The sequence below is a fragment of the uncultured Roseibium sp. genome (genome assembly GCF_947494555.1).
In the GTDB taxonomy this organism is placed as follows: Bacteria; Pseudomonadota; Alphaproteobacteria; order Rhizobiales; family Stappiaceae; genus Roseibium.
This window is the reverse complement of the sequence record NZ_CANLVF010000004.1, coordinates 424,460-442,179: the sequence shown is the minus strand read 5'-3', so window position 1 is coordinate 442,179 and position 17,720 is coordinate 424,460. Positions and strand designations below refer to the sequence as shown.

Here is a 17,720-nt window from a genome sequence, read left to right as displayed (position 1 = left end):
TTCCCTAGGCGATAAAGGCCTTGTAGGCATCAAGATCCATCAGATCGTTCAACTGCTCTGCGTTTGCCAGCTTGATCTTGTAAAGCCAGCCGTCGCCTTCTGGATGTTCACTCAAGGTTGCCGGGCTGTCTGCAAGTGATCCGTTCACCTCAACGATCTCACCGTCCACAGGGGCGTAGATCTCGGACGCAGCCTTGACGGATTCAACCACGCCAATTTCATCCGATTTTTCAAAGCTTTCACCAGTTTCCTTCTGCTCCACGTAGACGATCTCACCCAGTTGCTCTGCAGCGTGGGCAGTGATCCCCAGGGTCGCAGTGTCGCCTTCGACCTTGATCCATTCGTGGTCTTCGGAAAAATAAGTGCTCATGTCGGTCTCTCCCGATTAACGCTTGTAATTCTGCTGCACGAACGGCAGCCGCACGATCTCGGCTGGTTGTGCCTTGCCTCTGATCATCAAATTGACCTTTGTGCCCGGTTCGGCGGATGCCGCACTCACATAGCCCATGGCGACAGGCCCGCCGGCGGTTGGTCCGAACCCACCGGAGGTCACGACACCGATGTTCTGACCGTCCGCGCTTTGTACCTCGACACCGTGGCGCGCAGGTGCGCGTCCCTCAGGCTTGAGACCGACCAGCTTGCGTGATGGTCCCTCGGCAATTTCGCGCAGAATGCGGTCGGCACCGGGAAACCCGCCTTCTTCGCGCCGCCGCTTCTGGATTGCCCAGATGAGCGATGCCTCGATCGGCGAGGTGTCGTTATCGATGTCGTTTCCGTAAAGACATAGACCCGCTTCCAGCCTCAGGGAATCGCGCGCACCGAGACCTGCGGGTTCGCAGTCTTCATTCGCAAGAAAGGCGCGTGCAACTTCGACGGCCTTGTCCTCGGGAATGGAAATCTCGTAGCCATCCTCGCCGGTATAACCGAGGCGCGAAATCCGGCATTCGACGCCGTTGATGTCGCCTAGCATGGTTTCCATGAATTTCAGTCCGCGCGCCGCCGGACACAGAGCCCCCACAACGTCCTCCGCCTTGGGACCCTGCACAGCAACGAGGGCGCGATCGAAGATCTCGATCACTTCGACACCCTCCAGGTGCGCGGCCATGTGCGGGATGTCCTGATGCCGCATCGACGCATTGACCACCACGAAGAAATGGTCGCCTGCATTGGAGACGATCAGGTCGTCCATAATGCCGCCGGTCTCGTTGGTGAAAAAGCCGTAGCGCGCCTTGCCTTCTTTCAGTGTCGAGAAAGCTTGCGGGCACAGCGCTTCCAGCTTTTCACCCACGTTCTCACCCTTGAGAATCACCTGCCCCATATGGCTGACATCGAATAGCGCCGCTTTTTCACGGCACTGCTTGTGCTCACCCATGATGCCGAGGGGATATTGAACCGGCATTTCCCAGCCGGCGAAATCAACCATCTTCCCGCCGAGTTCAACATGGAGATCATAAAGGGGCGTTCGTTTGGGCGCGTCAGCCAATTTACCGGTCCTTTCCTGTCCAGTTGGAGCGGCTCGATCCGATTTGAACGCTGACGGGTTTGCCGGCAGCAACTGAGATCGGACTGGGCTCCGTGACATCCGGTTCTTGGGAAAGAGTAACACCGTCTTTCTCTGCCGGAAACGCCACAACGCTCCCCTTTTTCATCATTTGTTTCTTATAGGAAACTTTTCTATAATTGGCAACGAATGTTTTCGTGAGAAGAGTTTGACGATTTTTGGAGATTGTGCGAGGACTCTGGGAAACATTGGAAAGGCTGCACATGGATCCCGTTTCCCAGGCTCCTGAGGACGACATTGCCGAGGCCAACGATCCCGATCACCTGGGAAAGATGATCCGTGAAGCGCGCCTCAAAAAAGGCTGGACGCTGGAAGAAGCCGGCAAAGCCGCAGGCATCGGCCGCTCGACCCTGTCAAAGATTGAAAACAGCCAGACGCGCCCGAGCTTTGACATCGTGCGCCGCCTGACCAAGGCGCTGGAACTGAAAACGCCACAACTCTTCGTGCAGTCGGGACCAAGCGATATTTCCGGTCGCCGCGATGTGACGTTTGCAGGCCGGGGCGAACCTCAGGAAACGCCTACCTATTCACACGAACTCCTGTGCACCGAGCTGACCAGCAAGCGCATGTTTCCCTATGTCAGCACCATCAAGGCGCGGGACGTCTCTGAATTCGACTCCTGGATCAGGCATCGGGGAGAGGAATTCATGTATGTGATCAGCGGCGAACTGACCTTTCTGACCGAGCACTACAAGCCACTGCCCATGAAGGCCGGTGACAGCGTCTATTACGACAGCGGCATGGGGCACGGCTGTATCTCCACCGGCGAGGAAGACGCCAAGGTGCTATGGGTATCCCTGGAATGAAGGTCTTGCCCGTTTCGGCCGGCGCAAATAGCCATTCTGCATCGATCGTCATCACCTTTTGTGGAAGATGAACCCGATGAAGTTGAGCAGGATCTGGGCCGCCAGGATTTGCGTGCTCTGGCTCGGATCGTAATCCGGCGCGACTTCGACCAGATCGATCCCCGCAACGTCCCCACGCTTTGAAAGGCCCTGCAGGATTTCCAGGACATCGTAGTAAAGGAAGCCGCCATGGCTCGGTGTTCCCGTCCCCGGCGCAATGGATGGGCAGAAGGCGTCGATGTCGATGGTAACGTAGTAGCGGACGTCGGCAGGAATGCGCTCCAAAACGGCATCAGTCCCGAGCTTGCGCACCTGTCGCACGGATAGAATGTCGCAGCCCCGAGCCCTCGCGTCCTCGTAGCCTTCCCTGGCGGTTGAAGACACATTGCGGATGCCCAGCTGGGTCATGCCTGAGACGTAGTCTTTCTCGATTGCCCTGCGCATCGGATTGCCGTGACCGGCCGTGACCCCGTGGCGCTCGTCGACAAAGTCGAGATGCGCATCGATCTGTACCACATGGATCGGCCCGTTTTTCGCGCAATCCTGGTCAAAGGCGTTGACGCAGGGAATGTTCACCGAGTGGTCACCACCGATCACGACAGGAAGCGCTCCCGCATTCAGGATCTTCCGGACGCCGTATTCGATGTTTGCGTGGCTTTCATCAGTCTTGGTGTGAATGATGTCGGCGTCCCCAATATCGACAATACGGACATCCGCGCCGAGATAGGTCGCATCGTCTTCGTGATCATATGCCCCAGCGTGACCGAAACTGAAAAGGGTTGACGCTTCGCGCACCGATCTTGGTCCAAACCGGGCGCCGGAGCGGAACTGGCAACCGAAGTCGAACGGCGCCCCGAGGACCGCCACATCCGCGTCAATCGCATCCCAGTCGGACACGTATTCTTTCTTGCCGAAAGTCGGGATACCGACAAAGGGTAAATTCAGGCGGCCCGATTGATAACCGTGTCCCGACATGTGTCTCTCCAAATCGAATGTCGATAGGCCGCGCTCGGCGGTTGGCTGCACTGTGCTGGAAAAATGTGGGTTTGGAAACAAGCGGCTGCCACAAAACCGGGCTCGTCTGGTTTTGCCCTTCAATACGGCCGAAATGCTCACAGCACTACAGGAAGGTTTTACGTGACCTGCATGCTGGACCGCTGGTAAGCCCCAGTCAGCTCGTCAATTCTGGCAAGAAACGTATGGCGGGCACAACAAGACGATTTGCGGTTGGAAAGGCGTTCGGGATGCTCTGGATGCCTGAGGCATCCGTCAAAACACATAATTCAACGCTAAGTTCAGACCGTGATACTCCAGGTCTCCATCACTCAGAGACGTTGCATAGTTGGCACCTAAGGTGAGGCCGCCACCAAATGCATAATCGAGACCAATATCGAAATTTACGCTGCCGCCGTCATTCCCGATATATTGCTGCGTTGCCGTCAGGCTCGGATCCTGAATCAAGCTGATCGCAGCATCGCCCGGATTCAGATTGTTGTACTGATAAAACACGCTGAGATAAGGACTGAAATTGCCGTGGTTGTAGCGGGCGTTAAAGCCGACGGCGACAGAGACATTGTCCGCATTTTGATCGTTAACTGAAAGAGAGCCGCTTCCCGCATTGCTCTCGCTGTAACCGTCGACGTTGATGTTCGTGTACCAAAGTCTTGATTCGACACTTGTGGTGAACGCTTTGACGGGTGGAAACCGATATCCGATGGTCCCTTGAACACTGTGAGCGCCCGCATGTGTCGATGCTTTTGCCGTTCCTGACGATCCTGCATTTCTGTCCAGGTCGAGGTCGAAATGGCCATAGCTGTAGATCAGGCTGGAATAAAAACCATTCTCGTGGACGTACTGCGCAAACGCGGTGAAGTGATCGCTGTTTGACTGCGTATTTCCTAAGTCGTCTACATAATCCGTGTCAGTATAGTTTCGGCCATATGCAAGCCCGACCGCGACAGACTCTGTAATGTCGATATCGGCTCCCAATTGACCCCCAACGAGATTGCCGTCATAGCCGCTGAAGCTGCCCGTCGTGCCATGCTCGAGGGAAACAAAGCTGCCTTCCGACCAAACTCTGATGCGGCCCGGCATTTTGTCTGAATCCAAGGAACCGTTGGTTCCGACCGCTGAGTCTGGAAATGAAGAACTACCTGAGGGGTCCGCCTCATATTGACTCAGGTAAGTATCGTCAAGATATCCATTCAAACCTGTGACTGTACCAGCCCGGGCGGCCATAAATCTATTGTTCTGCAGTCTGGACAGACGCCTGTTGATGAGGGCGAGAGTCAAGGAACTGATGGAATTGACCTGCGATACGTTTACCGGGATCGTGTTGAACGCAATAGTCTTCTGCTCGTCAAAAGTGGCACTGAAGGGATTGATGCCATAAAGGATCGTATACATGTGAAAGTTTGTGCCAGCCAGAAAAGGCGCCCCGCCATTTTCGGCCAGCAACGGCTCCGGATCGTCGCCTGTGTTGGCAGCAACCTGATAGGTATTTCCATCACTTGCATGGACAGCGATCCAGTAGGTGCCGGGTTCTAGGGTCAACCCTGAAATGGAAAATTCATCCAGGTTGGTGTTGTTCCCGCTCAAGGTAACGTTGCTATAGACGGTTCTGCCGGTGCGCGTCGCGCTCCCGGTGGCAAGCTCCGCATAAGGGGAGGCCAGGGCCCTGACAGAGTACGAAAAGCCGTTTGCTCCTGTGATCGTTGAATTTGACAGCTGAACAAAACGTGTAACTTGCGTTTGCTGCGTAAAAGTATACTGCGTCAAAAGGATCTGGCGGCCACCAGCGCCAGCCGTCTGATTGTTCAGGGAATTTGATGCTGCCGAATTGAACCCTGTGATTTTGTCTTTTACAACGAATTCTTGTGAATTCGAAGAAATCACCATCATTAAATAGAAAAACGGAAGTATAAAAGCTTTTGCACTAAATCTCATTACCGCCCGCCCCAAACACGGCTACTGTCACATTACGCAAGACTCAGCAACAAAGGTATTTTCAATTCCGGATATACCCCGGGAAGATCTTAACCCAGCATTTGCGCCGAAAACAGCACCTAAGTTGATTCAAGTCAGCGAAAACTTCGTAGTTTTTGACAATAATTGCAAGTGGACCTGTCAGACCTAATCCACCTGATTGGAACCATCTGATTTTGGTGCATTGAAGAAACCAATCCAACGGGATGACGTCTTCTGTTGCCTTTGATCAGTGTATCGCAGAAGTATCGCGGTCCTGCCGAGGCACCTAAGCCACAATTTAGCGCTATCGGGATGTATCGTATCCGGGGGCCAAAAACAGGCTTTGGGAATGCCGCCGAAAGCCGGATTGCAAGAAGAAATGAGATTCTAGAAAGTGATCGGATGCGAAAGGTGTTTTCTGGTGCCCCCCGCCGGAATCGAACCGGCACTCCCGAAGGAACGGGATTTTGAATCCCGCGCGTCTACCAGTTCCGCCAGAGGGGCAACTGACACCGGAGAGGGTGCCTATCATGGCCCTTGGGTCGATGCAAGCAATATGCTCGGGGAGATACACCGGAATTCACCCTCTTTCAGACAAAGACTGGAGAGAGTATCCGCACGCACAAACCGTTGAAAAATGGTTAGCCAGCGAACAAAAGCGCAAATTGTGCGCTTTTTCTAGACAAGCTATTTTGGCTTGGTTAGAAACGGATTCATGAGCAAATCAGGACGTGAAATCGAGCTTAAGCTCGAGCTGGATCAGTCAGCGCAGGACGCCATGAAACGGGTCGGTGCCATACGCGGATTTTCCGCCGGTCGCGCCGTGACCAAAACCCTGCAATCGATCTATTTCGACACGCCGGATCAGGCGCTTCGAAAAGCCAGGATTTCGCTCAGGGTGCGAAAATCCGGGCGCAGCTGGGTGCAGACGGTCAAGATCGGCACCGGTGTTGTCGGCGGCCTGTCGTCTCCGGTGGAAGCCGAACACCCGGTCAAAGGCAGAGCGCTCGATTTTTCGGTCATCGAAGATCCGAAGGTCAGCAAGACCCTCTCCGAGGTTATTGCGGATGCCCCGCTTTCGGAGTGCTTTGAAACAATCATGAAACGCACGACCCGCGTCCTGACGCGCGAAAGCGACGGCGCCGAGATCGAACTGGCATTCGACACCGGCAACATTCTCGCCGGTGAAGGCGGCCAGCCTCTGGTCGAACTTGAGATGGAACTCAAATCCGGGCCAAGCGCGGCGATTTACGACGCGGCAATAACCCTTCTGAACGATGTTCCGTTCCGATTTTCGCCTTACAGCAAGGCGGAGCGGGGTTACCTGTTTGCCGAAGGACAAACTGCAGAAACGCCAAAGCCCTGTTTTGCAGAAGCGATCAGGTTCACACCCGGCACGAGCGTCGAACTGGCGTTTCGCGACGTGCTCCGGTCTTGCTTGAAGCAGATTTCGGAAAACCGTGTCGTCGTCCTTGGTTCGGAAGACCCGGAAGGTCCTCATCAGCTGCGCGTTGGGTTGCGGCGATTGCGCAGCGCCTTCCGTCTTTTCAAACCTGTTTTGAACCCGGCAACGGTGGCACCGCTCGACCGCATGGCGAGGACCATCGCCAGCGAAGTCGGCTCGATGCGCGACCTCGACGTTCTTATTGACGAGATTGTGGAGCCGCTGATCGAAAAAGCCCCGGCAAGCCTGTCATTCGACGCGCTTTTGGAAACGCTTAACGCGTCCCGCGGAGAAGACACACGCGGTGCGGTTCTGACCCATCTCAGGTCCGCAGAGGTCAATGCCTTTCTACTCGATCTCGCCGCCTATACGGAAACGCGCGGCTGGCTTGATCCCGAAAATTTCGACCAGACCGCTCTTCTGGCGAAACCGATCGAAATTCATTCAGGCAAGGCGCTGGCAAAACAGTGGAAGAAGGTTCTCGGTTACGGCAAACGACTTGAAAAGCTGACGATCCCCGAACGCCACGACATGCGCAAGGCAATGAAGAAGATGCGCTACGGCATTGAGTTTTACGGCAGCCTTTATCCCGCAGACACTGTGAAACCGTTCCTGAAGCGGATGAAGAAGCTGCAGGACATTTTCGGCTATCTCAACGATGTCGCCATGGCAGAAACGCTTCCTGAAAAAGCGAAAGTCAGCGGCAAGAACGCACTCGCGGCGACACAGGCGATTGGCTTTGTCATCGGGTGGCACGAGGCCCAGTGCCACACCATGTGGCAGCATGCCAAAGGCTACTGGGACGCCACGCGCGAAACACACCGGTTCTGGGTCTAGGACGATCGGGACCGTCAGGTGGAGGTTTCAAAGGCACGCTTTTTCAGGCCTTTCTGGATTTCGTAGATCGATATCGGCGTGTCGGGCTGCGGTTGCGGGATCCTGATCGGGATGTCCTTGAGCCGCGGCGTGAGCGTCGGCTCTCCGCACAGCATGCGCGTGTTGTAGTCTTCAAGACCGTCCCACTTCGTCATCGAACCCATGATGGGAAAAGCATCGGCAGCCATCATTTCGTAAAAGAGAATACGGCGCGAGCGGTCAGATGTGTTCAGGGCCGACCCGTGAATGATACGCCCGTGATGAATGGATATCGACCCCGCCGGCCCCTTCAGTTCAACAGCGTCGGAAGGGTTTAACCCGACTTCCTGCGGATTGAATGCGCCCGCAAACACACCATTCACGTGATGGTCGTGAACAGGCCCCTTATGGCTGCCCGGATAGACCATCAGCGGCCCGTTTTTGCTTTCCATGTCATCGATGATGACACCGATGGCAAGGATGTCGTCGTTGGTGTGCGGATAAAAGGCGTAGTCCTGATGCCACTCAACCGCAGCGCCATAGCCAGCCGATTTCATATTGAGTTTTGTCGTGTGCAGCCTGAGATCGGGACCGATCAGGTCCCGCGCCGGCGCAAGAATATGATCGGAATACATCAGCGCGCGCATGACATCGCTGATCTTGTGCGGCAGCTTGATGCGCCGCAGACGCGGCTGGTCGGGTGAATGACTGTCCTCCAGGTCGAGCCGGTCGTTTGACGCCGTCATGCCACGCGCTTCATCCTCAAACCGGCTGATTTCAGCGCGAATATCGTCAATGACAGTGTCCGGCAGGCGGCGTTCAAGCACCAGGTATCCGTTGTCGCGGTAGAACGCGATCTGGCTTTGGCTGAGAACCTCGGGCATGCATTTTCCTCCTGCCTTGCAGTCTGGGACCGCCAGACGGAGGTGTCAATTTCTGCGCGAGGAGAGCTGCAGGTTTTCAGCGTCGCAAGTGACGTGAGCGACGGGCCGCTTTATCGGCTTCTGACAGTCGGGAGCGCTGCCGCACGAAACTCCAGCATGTCCAGGTGTTACCGCAAGCGCTCCCTGTCAGACCGTCGCGTCTGCGTAACGCTCAACCCGTTTCGCGCGTCGCATCGCGGATGACGAAATTGTCCACGTGACCGCGAAACGCCTGGTTCTGGCGATACCAGGTGCCGATCTTCACACGATCGACGCCGTGAGAAACAATCGACGGGATGACGGCGGATTTGGCAACCAGTTCGCCGTCCAGATAGAGCTGGGTACTGTCCTCGGCCTGGTCGACGACCAGCCTGATACGGTGCCAGTCCGTCGTGAGAGCGCCGCGTTCGGAGACAAGCCGGTCCTTTGAACCGGTTTCGTCCTCCACCGAAACGCTCAGGGCCGGCCGGTCATCTCCGGAAAGATTAAAAATGACGTGACGGATACGATCACCGCTTTTGCCACTAACGACCGCAATGGTCTTCACAGGAGCGCTTTTTTCGTATGGGTTCGTCCACTTCTCGGCCTTGACGTCGAATGATATGTCAATCCGCTTAGAAAGAATGTCCAGGTCCGGTGTCGCAAGCTCCAGATAGCGGCCATCGCCTTGCGCAAAGTAGGCACTGCCTGTCGGACCTGGCGAAAAGACGGCATCACCATCGCGCGACTGTGCGGACACGTTTAAAGCACCGAGCGTATCGAGCGAGCCTTCGAAAGCCAGCTGCACATAAGCGCCTTCGACTGGCGCCGGTAAATAGGCCTGCTCTTCCTGTCCACGCGGCCAAAACACCACCAGCGCGATACCGCAAACCCCTGCGAAACCCGCAATCAGTCCTATCTTACGCATTGTCTGCTCCCAGCTTTTCAGGTCAGCAACAAAAATCGGATTGCAAACGTTGCCTGATACTAATGCGGATGTCTTAAGGCTCCGTGATCCAGCAGATAACCGGATGCCAGCAGTACAATCTTCAGACAACAAAAAAGACGTGGCGGAGAGGAAAACACACCACTGGGAAATATTTGACTTGTCCGGCGGCTGGAAGAAGAGTTCATTCTGTCAAATGACTGCGAAGAGCTGAAGAGACGAGCAGATGGAGCACCTTAGCCGGTTCCAGCCCAGAGATATCCGTTCATTGCCGGTTCTGGAAACGGACGGCTGGCACCTGAAGCAATACGCAATCCTGTCGGAGGGAAAGTCATTTGATCCGGCGGTTGCGGCCGCGGCGGGCGCAGAAGCGTTAAAAAGGCTTCCCCCGCCCGGCGGGTTGGAAGATCCAATTCGCGCGCACGGCATCGGCTTTCAGATCGTGCACTTCGCTCAGGTCGCCGTCGTTGCGCCTGTCTTCTACTGGCAATGGGGCAGCGTTCTTTCGAAAATCGATCAGATGCGCGCGCCCTTGCATACGCCGACCGAGTTCGGAAACGGTGCAGAAGAGGTCATCGGCTGCCTCTGGGAAATGGACATTGTCAGCTTTGAAACAGACACCTGGAAATCAACGATCCTGAGCGGGGAAGGTACCCCCGCTCAACGTCTCGCTGCTTACTTAAAGGCCCGGATAAGCTGACTTCGGGCAACCCGCGCAACTAAGTACCGATCATTCCGCAAACGAAAAGGCCGTTGTAGCGGGTTCCATTGTCACGATAGTGCAGGCTCCTGGGCAAGCTGTTCCAGAAGCCGTGCGACGGCTTCCGCGCCGGGATCGTTGTGACCCGAGAGGTTCGCTTCGGACACATAACTTGCCCGGCCCGCGCGTGCACGGGTGATCCTGGAGGTCGCGTCAGCGCCCTGCCGTGCTGCACTCGCGGCCGCCCCGATACCGCCGTCCAGCGCATTTAGCGCGGGCATTAGCGCGTCGATCATGGTCCGGTCCCCAGGCTGGGCGCCGCCAACCTGCATCACCCGATCAAGACCCGCCTTGAGCGCCCCGATAGAGTCTCGCCCGCTGGAGGAGGCATCCCCGGCTGCTGCAAAGAAAATCGCAAGGAGCACGCCGGAAGATCCACCCATGGTCTGGCTCAATTCCAGTCCGATTGCCCGATATAGCTGCGTTAGATCCGCGAGCGGCATGCGGTCGAGGGCTTTGATGAGGGCCCGCGCGGCCGTTGCCAGAGTGCTTCCGGTGTCGCCATCGCCCGACTTCGCGTCCAGCGCATTGAGATCAACTTCCGCGGAAATCAGGATGTTGCAGCATCGCTCGATGAATTCGCGCGTCGCGTCGTTCTTAGAGGGCAGGGGTTGAATCGGCGACAGGCCATCCGGGAGCGGCAATATCGACACCGGCCCGAGTGCGAGACAGCCTGGCCAGACCCAGGGCGCGACGGGCGCCTGCAACAGCGCTTCCTCCGTCTTGCTGACGGGAAGCAGCGACACTGAAAACCCGTGCATGTCGAGTGAAGTCATCATCGCCGCCGGACCGACCAACCAACGGATCTGCCCTCCGATGCGTGAATGCGTAAGCTCCTCTGCCAGAACCGACATTTCCAGCGGCGTGGTGCCGCCAAGATTGTTCAACAGCGCCACATGGGGTCCGGGAGCAAGGGTCGGTTCGAGCCGGTCGACAACCATTGCCATCGCCGTTTTTGCATTGGAGAACGTGACCTGCTCGACACCCGCTTCACCATGAATCCCAAGCCCGAGTTCCGCCATGCCGGGCCTGATCCTGTCTTCCTTGGGAGACCCGGGGATCGTGCATGTGTCCAACGACATGCCAATCGAGACCGCGCCTGCGATGACGCGGCCCGCCGCCTCGGAGACTGTTTCAAGGTCGGCGCCCTGGTCCGCGAGCGCGCCTGCAATCTTGTGCACGAAAAGCGTGCCCGCAACGCCGCGCGCCTGAGGCAGATCGGGCAACGCGACATCATCGTCGACAATGACCATGTTGACCTTGAGGCCGAAGGCGCGCGCGCGTTCCACAGCAAGTCCGAAATTCAACCGGTCACCGGTATAGTTCTTCACGATGACCAGGCAACCGGCTTTTCCCGTCACAGCCAGGATGCCGGCCAGAACAGCATCGACCGAGGGCGATGCGAAGACCTCCCCGCAGACGGCGGCTGTCAGCATTCCCTGCCCCACAAAACCCGCGTGGCTCGGTTCATGACCGGACCCGCCACCGGAAACCAATGCCACTTTCGACTTGTCCCAGTCGGTGCGCACCACGACCTTGATGTGCGGATATCCATCCAGCCGGGCGAGACGGCCGCCGGCCGTTCGCAATTCCCCGTCGATGGCTTCCGTGACCAGCGTTTCCTTTGAGTTGATGAACTGCTTCATGTTCCCTCTCCTCAGGTGATACGAATGCCGCTTGCATCAAAGAACAGCGGATTGCGGGGTTGAATGGCGACGGTGTCGCCCGGTTCCAGACCGGCATGCGGGTCCGATAGCGTGACCACGTTGTGGCCTTCCAGTGTCAGATGGAGGCGAATCTGATCTCCAAGATGTTCGATCCGTTTGACGGTCGATCCCTTGCCCTCGCCCTGCTGGATATGTTCCGGCCGCAAACCGATCTTGGTAGCGCCCGCGGGTGCACCGGCAAACATTTCCGCAGGCAGCACATTGATCCGGGGCTGGCCGAGCCGGCCGGCTACATAGAGGTTGACTGGATTTTCATAGATCTCACGCGGCGTACCGAATTGCACCAGCTTGCCGTTATCCAGAACGCCGACATGGGTCGACATGGTCATGGCCTCGATCTGGTCATGGGTCACATAGAGCAGCGTCGCCCCCAGATTTTCCTGAATGCGCTTGAGTTCGACACGCAGGTCGGAACGCAGCTTGGCGTCAAGCGAACTCAAGGGTTCGTCCATCAGGTAGATGGTTGGATCGCGCACAAGCGCGCGGCCGATCGAGACGCGCTGCATCTCACCACCCGACAACTCGGTCGCCTTGTTGTTCAGCTTGTGCGAAATGCGCAGGACTTTCGCGACTTCCGAAACCTTGTGTTCGATCTCCTCCGCAGGCGTCTTCAACAACGGTGAGCGCAGGGGAAATGCGAGGTTTTCGCGCACGCTCATATGTGGATAGAGCGAATATTGCTGGAACACCATCGCAACGTTGCGTTGCGCTGGCGTTTCATCGGCAACAGAGCGGCCACCGATGAAGACGTCGCCTCCGTCGGGCTGCTCGAGGCCGGAAATGAGACGCAGGATTGTCGTCTTGCCGGCACCCGTCGGTCCGAGAAGCGTCACGAAAGCCCCGTTGGGAATGGTCATGCTCACATCATCGACCGCGACCGTGTCGCCAAACGCCTTCGACAAGTTGGACAAACGCACTTCAGACATGGGAGAGCACTCCCTCGTTAAGGTCGGACCGCAAAGCGCGCCCGGTCTGATTGTCGAACAGCGTCGCGGTCGCCCCATTGAAGTCGAGGCTGACGGTTTCGCCTGGTGTTGCCGGCTGATCCGACGCGATCCTGGCCTTGAGGTCACCCCCGGCCGTCTTCACAGTGACGATCTGCGTGGTTCCAAGATACTCGGCGGCGACCACTTCGCCCCGATTACCCCCATCATCCCGAAGCCGGATGTGCTCCGGCCGGATGCCGTAGACCAAGTCACCCTGGAATGGCTCTCGAACGGTCGGCACCGCAAGATCGACGTGATGCATGCTCACGCTGGAAGCCCCCGCATGGACTTCACCATGGAACCGGAGGAAATTCATGGAAGGCGACCCGATAAAGTCGGCGACGAACATCGTCGCCGGTTTGTCGTAGATATCCTGCGGCGTTCCGAACTGTTCGATCACCCCGTGGTTCATAACGACGATCTTGTCACCCATCTGCATCGCTTCAAGCTGATCATGCGTAACGTAAACGGTGGTGGCGCCCATACGGTCGTGCAGCGCGCGCAGCTCCTCCGCCATATGCTCGCGGAATTCGGCGTCCAGCGCTCCAAGCGGTTCATCCATCATGAAGGCCTTCGGTTCGCGCACAATCGCCCGGCCAAGTGCAACGCGTTGCCGGTCGCCACCGGAAAGTCCACTGACGGGGCGGTCGAGAATATCTTCGATCCCGAGAATACGGGAGACCTCGGCAACTTTGTCCCGGACATGCTTTTTCGACATTCCCTGGCTGACCAGGGGATAGCTTATGTTCCGCCGGACATTCATGTGCGGATAGAGCGCGAACATCTGAAACACGAAGGCGATATCGCGCTGCCGGGCCGGCTTTTGTCCTACTTCCTCCTTGTCGATGTAGATCTCACCGGATGTCGGCAGTTCAAGACCGGCAATCATGCGCAGCGTCGTGGTCTTGCCGCATCCCGACGGCCCGAGCAGCATGAAAAATTCGCCGTCCTCGATCTTGAAGGAGGACGACTGCACGGCGGTGAAATCGCCGAATTCCTTCCTCAGGTTCTTGATGACAATTTCGGCCATGATGCTAGTCCGGAAAATGGCTGACGACGATGAACATCACCGTGCCCGTCAGCGTGACAATGAAGGAATAAGTGTATGCCCACAGCACCAGCGGCTGCATCAGCATGACGACGCCAACGGCAATCAGAACAGAGGCCAGCAACTCCCAGGAGCCGCGCCGGAACCGTGTCAATCCGTGAAGGAAGTCGCTCATTTGCGCACTGCTCCAAAGGTGATGCCGCGCAGCAGATGCTTGCGAAGCAGGATTGTGAACACCATGACCGGCACGAGGAACAGCGTCGCACCCGCTGCAACCGCCGGCCAGTCCTGGCCGCCAACTCCGATGATCGTCGGAATGAAGGGCGGTGCGGTTTGTGCCGTTCCCGAGGTCAAGAGGACTGCGAAGGCATATTCGTTCCACGAGAAGATCAGGCAGAAGATGGCCGTCGATGCAATGCCGGTCGCCGCCTGTGGCAGGACCACTTTGTAGAAAGCCTGAAACCGCGTGTAGCCGTCGATCAGCGCGGCTTCTTCATATTCGCGCGGTATTTCGTCCATGAACCCCTTGAGCAACCAAACCGCGAGCGAAATGTTGACCGCCGTATAAAGCAGGATCATGCCCAGATGCGTATCGGAGAGCCCGAGTGTACGGAACATCAGGAAAATCGGGATCGCAACGGCAATCGGCGGCATCATCCTTGTCGACAGTATGAAGAACAGGAGATCGTCCTTCAAAGGCACTTTGAACCGCGAGAACGCATAGGCGGCCAGCGTTCCCAGAAAAACCGAGAGGAAAGTCGACCCGAAGCCGATAATGACGGAGTTCAGGAACCGCTCTCCGTAGCGCGAGGGACCGGCAATCACCATGTCGCGGTTGCGCACGATTTCTTCATACCAGCTCGACGGCGGCGGCAAGGCCTGCAGAGCCTCCGGGGAAACGCGCGTTCGCGTCGTGAAGAGGTTCACGTAGCCTTCGAGCGAAGGCTCGAACAGGATCTTTGGCGGATACGCGATCGCGTCAACGGGCGACTTGAAACCGGTCGTCAGGATCCAGACGAGCGGGAGCAGCGTGATAACCGCATAGAAGACGACGAGAGTGCCCGCGAGCCACTTTTGCAGTGGCGAAGGTTCGGTAATGGAATAGCTGCTCATCTTTCCTTCACCTTGTTGAGGGCTTTCACATAGATTGACGCAAGGCCGAACACCGTCACGAACAGGATGATCGCGTAGGCGGACGCATATCCGGTGCGCCACTTCTCGAAGGCTTCACGTTTCAGATTGATGGACGTGAGTTCGGTCACCGACCCGGGCCCGCCACCGGTCAGTTGCACGACAAGATCGAACATCTTGAAGTTCTCAATGCCCCTGAAAAGGACCGCCAGCATCAGGAACGGCAGCACCATCGGTATGGTGATCGTCCAAAACTGCCGCCATTGGCTCGCCCTGTCGATTTCGGCCGCCTCGTAGATATAGTCGGGGATGGACCTCAGCCCCGCCAGGCAGATCAGCATCACGAACGGCGTCCACATCCAGGTGTCGACGATAACGATCGACCAGGGCGCCAGTTTCACATCCCCGATCATCTGGAACGAAGACGGGTCGATGCCGGTCAGGAACGAAATGCCGTAGTTGAAGAGACCGATCTGAGGCTGATAGAGAAACGTCCAGAAATTGCCGACCACCGCCGGTGACAACATCATCGGCAGGACGATCAGCGTCGTCCAGAGATCATTGCCCTTGAATTTCCGGTTGATCAGCCAGGCCAGCGTGAACCCGATCAGCACCTGCAACAGGATCGTCCAGAACAGAAAATGCGCCGTCGCCTGCATTGTCAGCCAGATATCTTCATCCGTCAGAATGCGCTCGTAGTTGCGCAGTCCGATATAATCGACCTCCCGGTTGGGACGGTTGGCACGAAAGTTCGTGAAGCTCAGATTTATGGTCCAGATGAGCGGAAAGATATTCACCGCCAGCAGCAGGAAAATCGTCGGCAGAACGAAAATCCAGGCGATGGCCCGGTCGCTCAAGCCGCGAATTTTGGCCGCAACGGAGGGCGGCGTCGCTTTCGCCACGCGGTCGATAGAAGTGTCTGACATCTGTTGCCTGTTCGAAGAATAGTCCGGAGAACCAGGCGGGGTACGTTTGGGCATTCACTGCGCATTCGCACCCGCCCGGTTTCGGGCCGGACAAGCTGGTTTGAACCCGCTTGCCCGGCAGTCCGAGTACGTTACAGCTTGCCCTCGTCCTCGAAGGTCTCGGTCCAGTCTTCGATGAGCTTGTCGAGAGCTTCTTTTGCCGTTCCCTGATCGGCCACGACATAGTCATGCAGCCGTTTTTGCATCGCCAGAAGCAGCTCGGCATAGGCCGGCTCCTGCCAGAAATCCATGACGCCGTCCATGGCGAGCAGGAAGTCGGCTGCAAACGGAGCACTGTCCGCAAAGTTCGGATCGTTCAGAACGCTGACGTGACAGGAATAGCCGCCGAGATCCCACCACTTCTTCTGAACGGAAGGCTGCGCGAACCACTTGATGTATTCGAGCGCCGCGTCCTGCTTGTCGGAATAGGCAACAACGGAAATGCCTTGTCCGCCGAGCGTGGAAGCTTCCTTCAACTGCCCCGGATTGACGAAGAACCCGATCTTGTCCCCGCCGGTATCCGGATCCGCATAAAGACCCGGGAAGAAGGCGAACCAGTTCATGGCCATTGCCACCTGACCCGACTTGAAGGCGTCGAGCGACTGTTCCATGTAACTGTCGGTGTAGCCTGGGGGCGTCGAGGTTTTGTAGAGTTCCTTGTAGAACTCAAGCCCGGCGACCGCGTCCGGCGAGTTCACCGCGCCTTCCATGTCGTATTTGCCGGGCGTCATCTCATACTTGAAACCGAACGGATACATGGCGCTTGTCGCACCCATGGTGATGCCTTCCGATCCGCGCTCGGTGAAGATGGCTGCACCGTAACGCTTCTGGCCATCGATTTCGCGGCCCTGGAAGAACTTCGCAACTTGCAGCAGTTCCATCTGGGTTTTCGGCGGTGTCAGATCGCGGCCGTGTTCGGCCTTGAAGGCTTCCTGGATTTCCGGTTTCGCAAACCAGTCCTTGCGGTAGAACCAGCCATTCGCATCGCCCATTGCAGGCAGCGCGTAGTAGTTCGGCGTTCCCTTGGGCCATGTTGAATAGGCATAGACGGTCGCTGGCGCGAAATCGTCCATGCTGATGCCTTCCTTGTCGAAGAAATCGTTCAGCTTCACATAGTGGCCGTTTTCCGCTCCGCCCCCGATCCACTGGCTGTCGCCGATGAGAAGGTCACAGAGCTTGCCGCCCGAATTCAGTTCGTTCAGCATCCGGTCCGCAAAATTCGGCCACGGCACGAATTCAAATTTCATTGTGTGCCCTGACTGGGCTTCAAATTCCTTGGAAAGTTCAACAAGGGCGTTTGCCGGATCCCATGCGGCCCAACACAGTGTCAGGTCTTCTGCCTGCGCCTGAGACACGTTGAGCCCGCTTGCCGCCACGAAAGCGGTCGCCGCGAGAAGTTTCGCAGTTTTCATCGCTAATTTCCTCCCGATATGGTCGCTCCCGGCGAGCGCCGGGCGGAGGCACTCCTCCAAGTGCGCGCTCACCGTATTTGACATACGTATGTCAAGTCAATCAAAAAACTGACATACGTCTTTCTTTTTCGTCAAAACGGCCTGTTCGTCACGGCAAAAGGTGCTTAAAAC

General features: G+C 57.0%; 16 protein-coding genes and 1 tRNA gene. 3 read left to right on the top strand and 14 right to left on the bottom strand.

Annotated features, from left to right (window positions below; translation table 11 throughout):
* Positions 1 to 4: 4 nt before the first annotated feature.
* Positions 5 to 370: a glycine cleavage system protein GcvH gene (gene gcvH / locus Q0915_RS20995; RefSeq protein WP_299478291.1), complete on the bottom strand. Its 366-nt coding sequence runs from the start codon at positions 368 to 370 to the stop codon at positions 5 to 7.
* A gap of 15 nt (positions 371 to 385) precedes the next feature.
* The gene (gene gcvT, locus Q0915_RS20990; protein ID WP_299478288.1) at positions 386 to 1,483 is read right to left on the bottom strand and encodes a glycine cleavage system aminomethyltransferase GcvT; all 1,098 of its coding nucleotides are present in this window, start codon (positions 1,481 to 1,483) and stop codon (positions 386 to 388) included.
* 281 nt (positions 1,484 to 1,764) lie between these two features.
* On the opposite strand from gcvT, the gene Q0915_RS20985 reads away from it, so the two are divergent.
* The gene (locus tag Q0915_RS20985; protein ID WP_299478285.1) at positions 1,765 to 2,367 is read left to right on the top strand and encodes an XRE family transcriptional regulator; all 603 of its coding nucleotides are present in this window, start codon (positions 1,765 to 1,767) and stop codon (positions 2,365 to 2,367) included.
* A 51-nt stretch (positions 2,368 to 2,418) separates the two neighbouring features.
* Here the strand turns inward: Q0915_RS20985 and speB are convergent, their stop codons facing one another.
* From speB to Q0915_RS20970, 3 genes are all read right to left on the bottom strand, one after another.
* The gene (speB, locus tag Q0915_RS20980) at positions 2,419 to 3,381 is read right to left on the bottom strand and encodes an agmatinase (RefSeq protein ID WP_299478282.1); all 963 of its coding nucleotides are present in this window, start codon (positions 3,379 to 3,381) and stop codon (positions 2,419 to 2,421) included.
* 294 nt (positions 3,382 to 3,675) lie between these two features.
* The gene (locus Q0915_RS20975; protein WP_299478279.1) at positions 3,676 to 5,352 is read right to left on the bottom strand and encodes an autotransporter outer membrane beta-barrel domain-containing protein; all 1,677 of its coding nucleotides are present in this window, start codon (positions 5,350 to 5,352) and stop codon (positions 3,676 to 3,678) included.
* Between the two features lie 440 nt (positions 5,353 to 5,792).
* Positions 5,793 to 5,877, bottom strand: a tRNA-Leu gene (locus tag Q0915_RS20970).
* Positions 5,878 to 6,088: 211 nt separating this feature from the next.
* On the opposite strand from Q0915_RS20970, the gene Q0915_RS20965 reads away from it, so the two are divergent.
* Positions 6,089 to 7,654 (top strand): CYTH and CHAD domain-containing protein, encoded by a 1,566-nt coding sequence (locus Q0915_RS20965; RefSeq protein WP_299478276.1) that lies wholly within the window; start codon positions 6,089 to 6,091, stop codon positions 7,652 to 7,654.
* A gap of 14 nt (positions 7,655 to 7,668) precedes the next feature.
* Here Q0915_RS20965 and Q0915_RS20960 read toward each other — a convergent pair whose 3' ends face one another.
* Together Q0915_RS20960 and Q0915_RS20955 are read right to left on the bottom strand one after the other, a co-directional pair.
* Positions 7,669 to 8,556, bottom strand: a complete 888-nt coding sequence (locus tag Q0915_RS20960; protein WP_299478273.1) for a phytanoyl-CoA dioxygenase family protein — start codon at positions 8,554 to 8,556, stop codon at positions 7,669 to 7,671.
* A 211-nt stretch (positions 8,557 to 8,767) separates the two neighbouring features.
* Entirely contained in the window at positions 8,768 to 9,502 is a 735-nt protein-coding gene (locus Q0915_RS20955; protein ID WP_299478270.1) for a LamG-like jellyroll fold domain-containing protein, read from the bottom strand.
* 244 nt (positions 9,503 to 9,746) lie between these two features.
* Here Q0915_RS20955 and Q0915_RS20950 point away from each other — a divergent pair, with 244 nt between their 5' ends.
* Positions 9,747 to 10,220, top strand: a complete 474-nt coding sequence (locus Q0915_RS20950; RefSeq protein WP_299478267.1) for a hypothetical protein — start codon at positions 9,747 to 9,749, stop codon at positions 10,218 to 10,220.
* Between the two features lie 71 nt (positions 10,221 to 10,291).
* On the opposite strand, the gene Q0915_RS20945 is transcribed toward Q0915_RS20950, so the two are convergent.
* From Q0915_RS20945 to Q0915_RS20915, 7 genes are all read right to left on the bottom strand, one after another.
* Positions 10,292 to 11,926 carry a dihydroxyacetone kinase subunit DhaK gene (locus tag Q0915_RS20945; protein WP_299478264.1) on the bottom strand — a complete coding sequence of 545 codons (1,635 nt, stop codon included), beginning with the start codon at positions 11,924 to 11,926 and terminating at the stop codon, positions 10,292 to 10,294.
* A gap of 11 nt (positions 11,927 to 11,937) precedes the next feature.
* Entirely contained in the window at positions 11,938 to 12,933 is a 996-nt protein-coding gene (locus Q0915_RS20940) for an ABC transporter ATP-binding protein (protein ID WP_299478262.1), read from the bottom strand.
* A complete protein-coding gene (locus tag Q0915_RS20935; protein WP_299478259.1) occupies positions 12,926 to 14,023 on the bottom strand; it encodes an ABC transporter ATP-binding protein in 1,098 nt (365 codons plus the stop codon). Before Q0915_RS20935 ends, Q0915_RS20940 begins: the two co-directional genes overlap by 8 nt.
* Positions 14,024 to 14,027: 4 nt before the next feature.
* Entirely contained in the window at positions 14,028 to 14,216 is a 189-nt protein-coding gene (locus Q0915_RS20930; RefSeq protein WP_299478257.1) for a hypothetical protein, read from the bottom strand.
* A complete protein-coding gene (locus Q0915_RS20925) occupies positions 14,213 to 15,154 on the bottom strand; it encodes a carbohydrate ABC transporter permease (protein ID WP_299478254.1) in 942 nt (313 codons plus the stop codon). The genes Q0915_RS20930 and Q0915_RS20925 overlap by 4 nt, the downstream gene beginning before the upstream one ends.
* Positions 15,151 to 16,098 (bottom strand): sugar ABC transporter permease, encoded by a 948-nt coding sequence (locus Q0915_RS20920; protein ID WP_299478251.1) that lies wholly within the window; start codon positions 16,096 to 16,098, stop codon positions 15,151 to 15,153. The genes Q0915_RS20925 and Q0915_RS20920 overlap by 4 nt, the downstream gene beginning before the upstream one ends.
* Positions 16,099 to 16,229: 131 nt before the next feature.
* Positions 16,230 to 17,549 carry an extracellular solute-binding protein gene (locus Q0915_RS20915; protein WP_299478248.1) on the bottom strand — a complete coding sequence of 440 codons (1,320 nt, stop codon included), beginning with the start codon at positions 17,547 to 17,549 and terminating at the stop codon, positions 16,230 to 16,232.
* Positions 17,550 to 17,720 lie beyond the last annotated feature (171 nt).

What these genes read in the sequence shown, in the direction of transcription:
- gcvH (WP_299478291.1), bottom strand. Translation starts at nt 370, where the DNA reads ATGAGCACTTATTTTTCCGAAGACCACGAATGGATCAAGGTCGAAGGC.
- Q0915_RS20985 (WP_299478285.1), top strand. Translation starts at nt 1,765, where the DNA reads ATGGATCCCGTTTCCCAGGCTCCTGAGGACGACATTGCCGAGGCCAAC.
- speB (WP_299478282.1), bottom strand. Translation starts at nt 3,381, where the DNA reads ATGTCGGGACACGGTTATCAATCGGGCCGCCTGAATTTACCCTTTGTC.
- Q0915_RS20975 (WP_299478279.1), bottom strand. Translation starts at nt 5,352, where the DNA reads ATGAGATTTAGTGCAAAAGCTTTTATACTTCCGTTTTTCTATTTAATG.
- Q0915_RS20965 (WP_299478276.1), top strand. Translation starts at nt 6,089, where the DNA reads ATGAGCAAATCAGGACGTGAAATCGAGCTTAAGCTCGAGCTGGATCAG.
- Q0915_RS20960 (WP_299478273.1), bottom strand. Translation starts at nt 8,556, where the DNA reads ATGCCCGAGGTTCTCAGCCAAAGCCAGATCGCGTTCTACCGCGACAAC.
- Q0915_RS20955 (WP_299478270.1), bottom strand. Translation starts at nt 9,502, where the DNA reads ATGCGTAAGATAGGACTGATTGCGGGTTTCGCAGGGGTTTGCGGTATC.
- Q0915_RS20950 (WP_299478267.1), top strand. Translation starts at nt 9,747, where the DNA reads ATGGAGCACCTTAGCCGGTTCCAGCCCAGAGATATCCGTTCATTGCCG.
- Q0915_RS20945 (WP_299478264.1), bottom strand. Translation starts at nt 11,926, where the DNA reads ATGAAGCAGTTCATCAACTCAAAGGAAACGCTGGTCACGGAAGCCATC.
- Q0915_RS20940 (WP_299478262.1), bottom strand. Translation starts at nt 12,933, where the DNA reads ATGTCTGAAGTGCGTTTGTCCAACTTGTCGAAGGCGTTTGGCGACACG.
- Q0915_RS20935 (WP_299478259.1), bottom strand. Translation starts at nt 14,023, where the DNA reads ATGGCCGAAATTGTCATCAAGAACCTGAGGAAGGAATTCGGCGATTTC.
- Q0915_RS20930 (WP_299478257.1), bottom strand. Translation starts at nt 14,216, where the DNA reads ATGAGCGACTTCCTTCACGGATTGACACGGTTCCGGCGCGGCTCCTGG.
- Q0915_RS20925 (WP_299478254.1), bottom strand. Translation starts at nt 15,154, where the DNA reads ATGAGCAGCTATTCCATTACCGAACCTTCGCCACTGCAAAAGTGGCTC.
- Q0915_RS20920 (WP_299478251.1), bottom strand. Translation starts at nt 16,098, where the DNA reads ATGTCAGACACTTCTATCGACCGCGTGGCGAAAGCGACGCCGCCCTCC.
- Q0915_RS20915 (WP_299478248.1), bottom strand. Translation starts at nt 17,549, where the DNA reads ATGAAAACTGCGAAACTTCTCGCGGCGACCGCTTTCGTGGCGGCAAGC.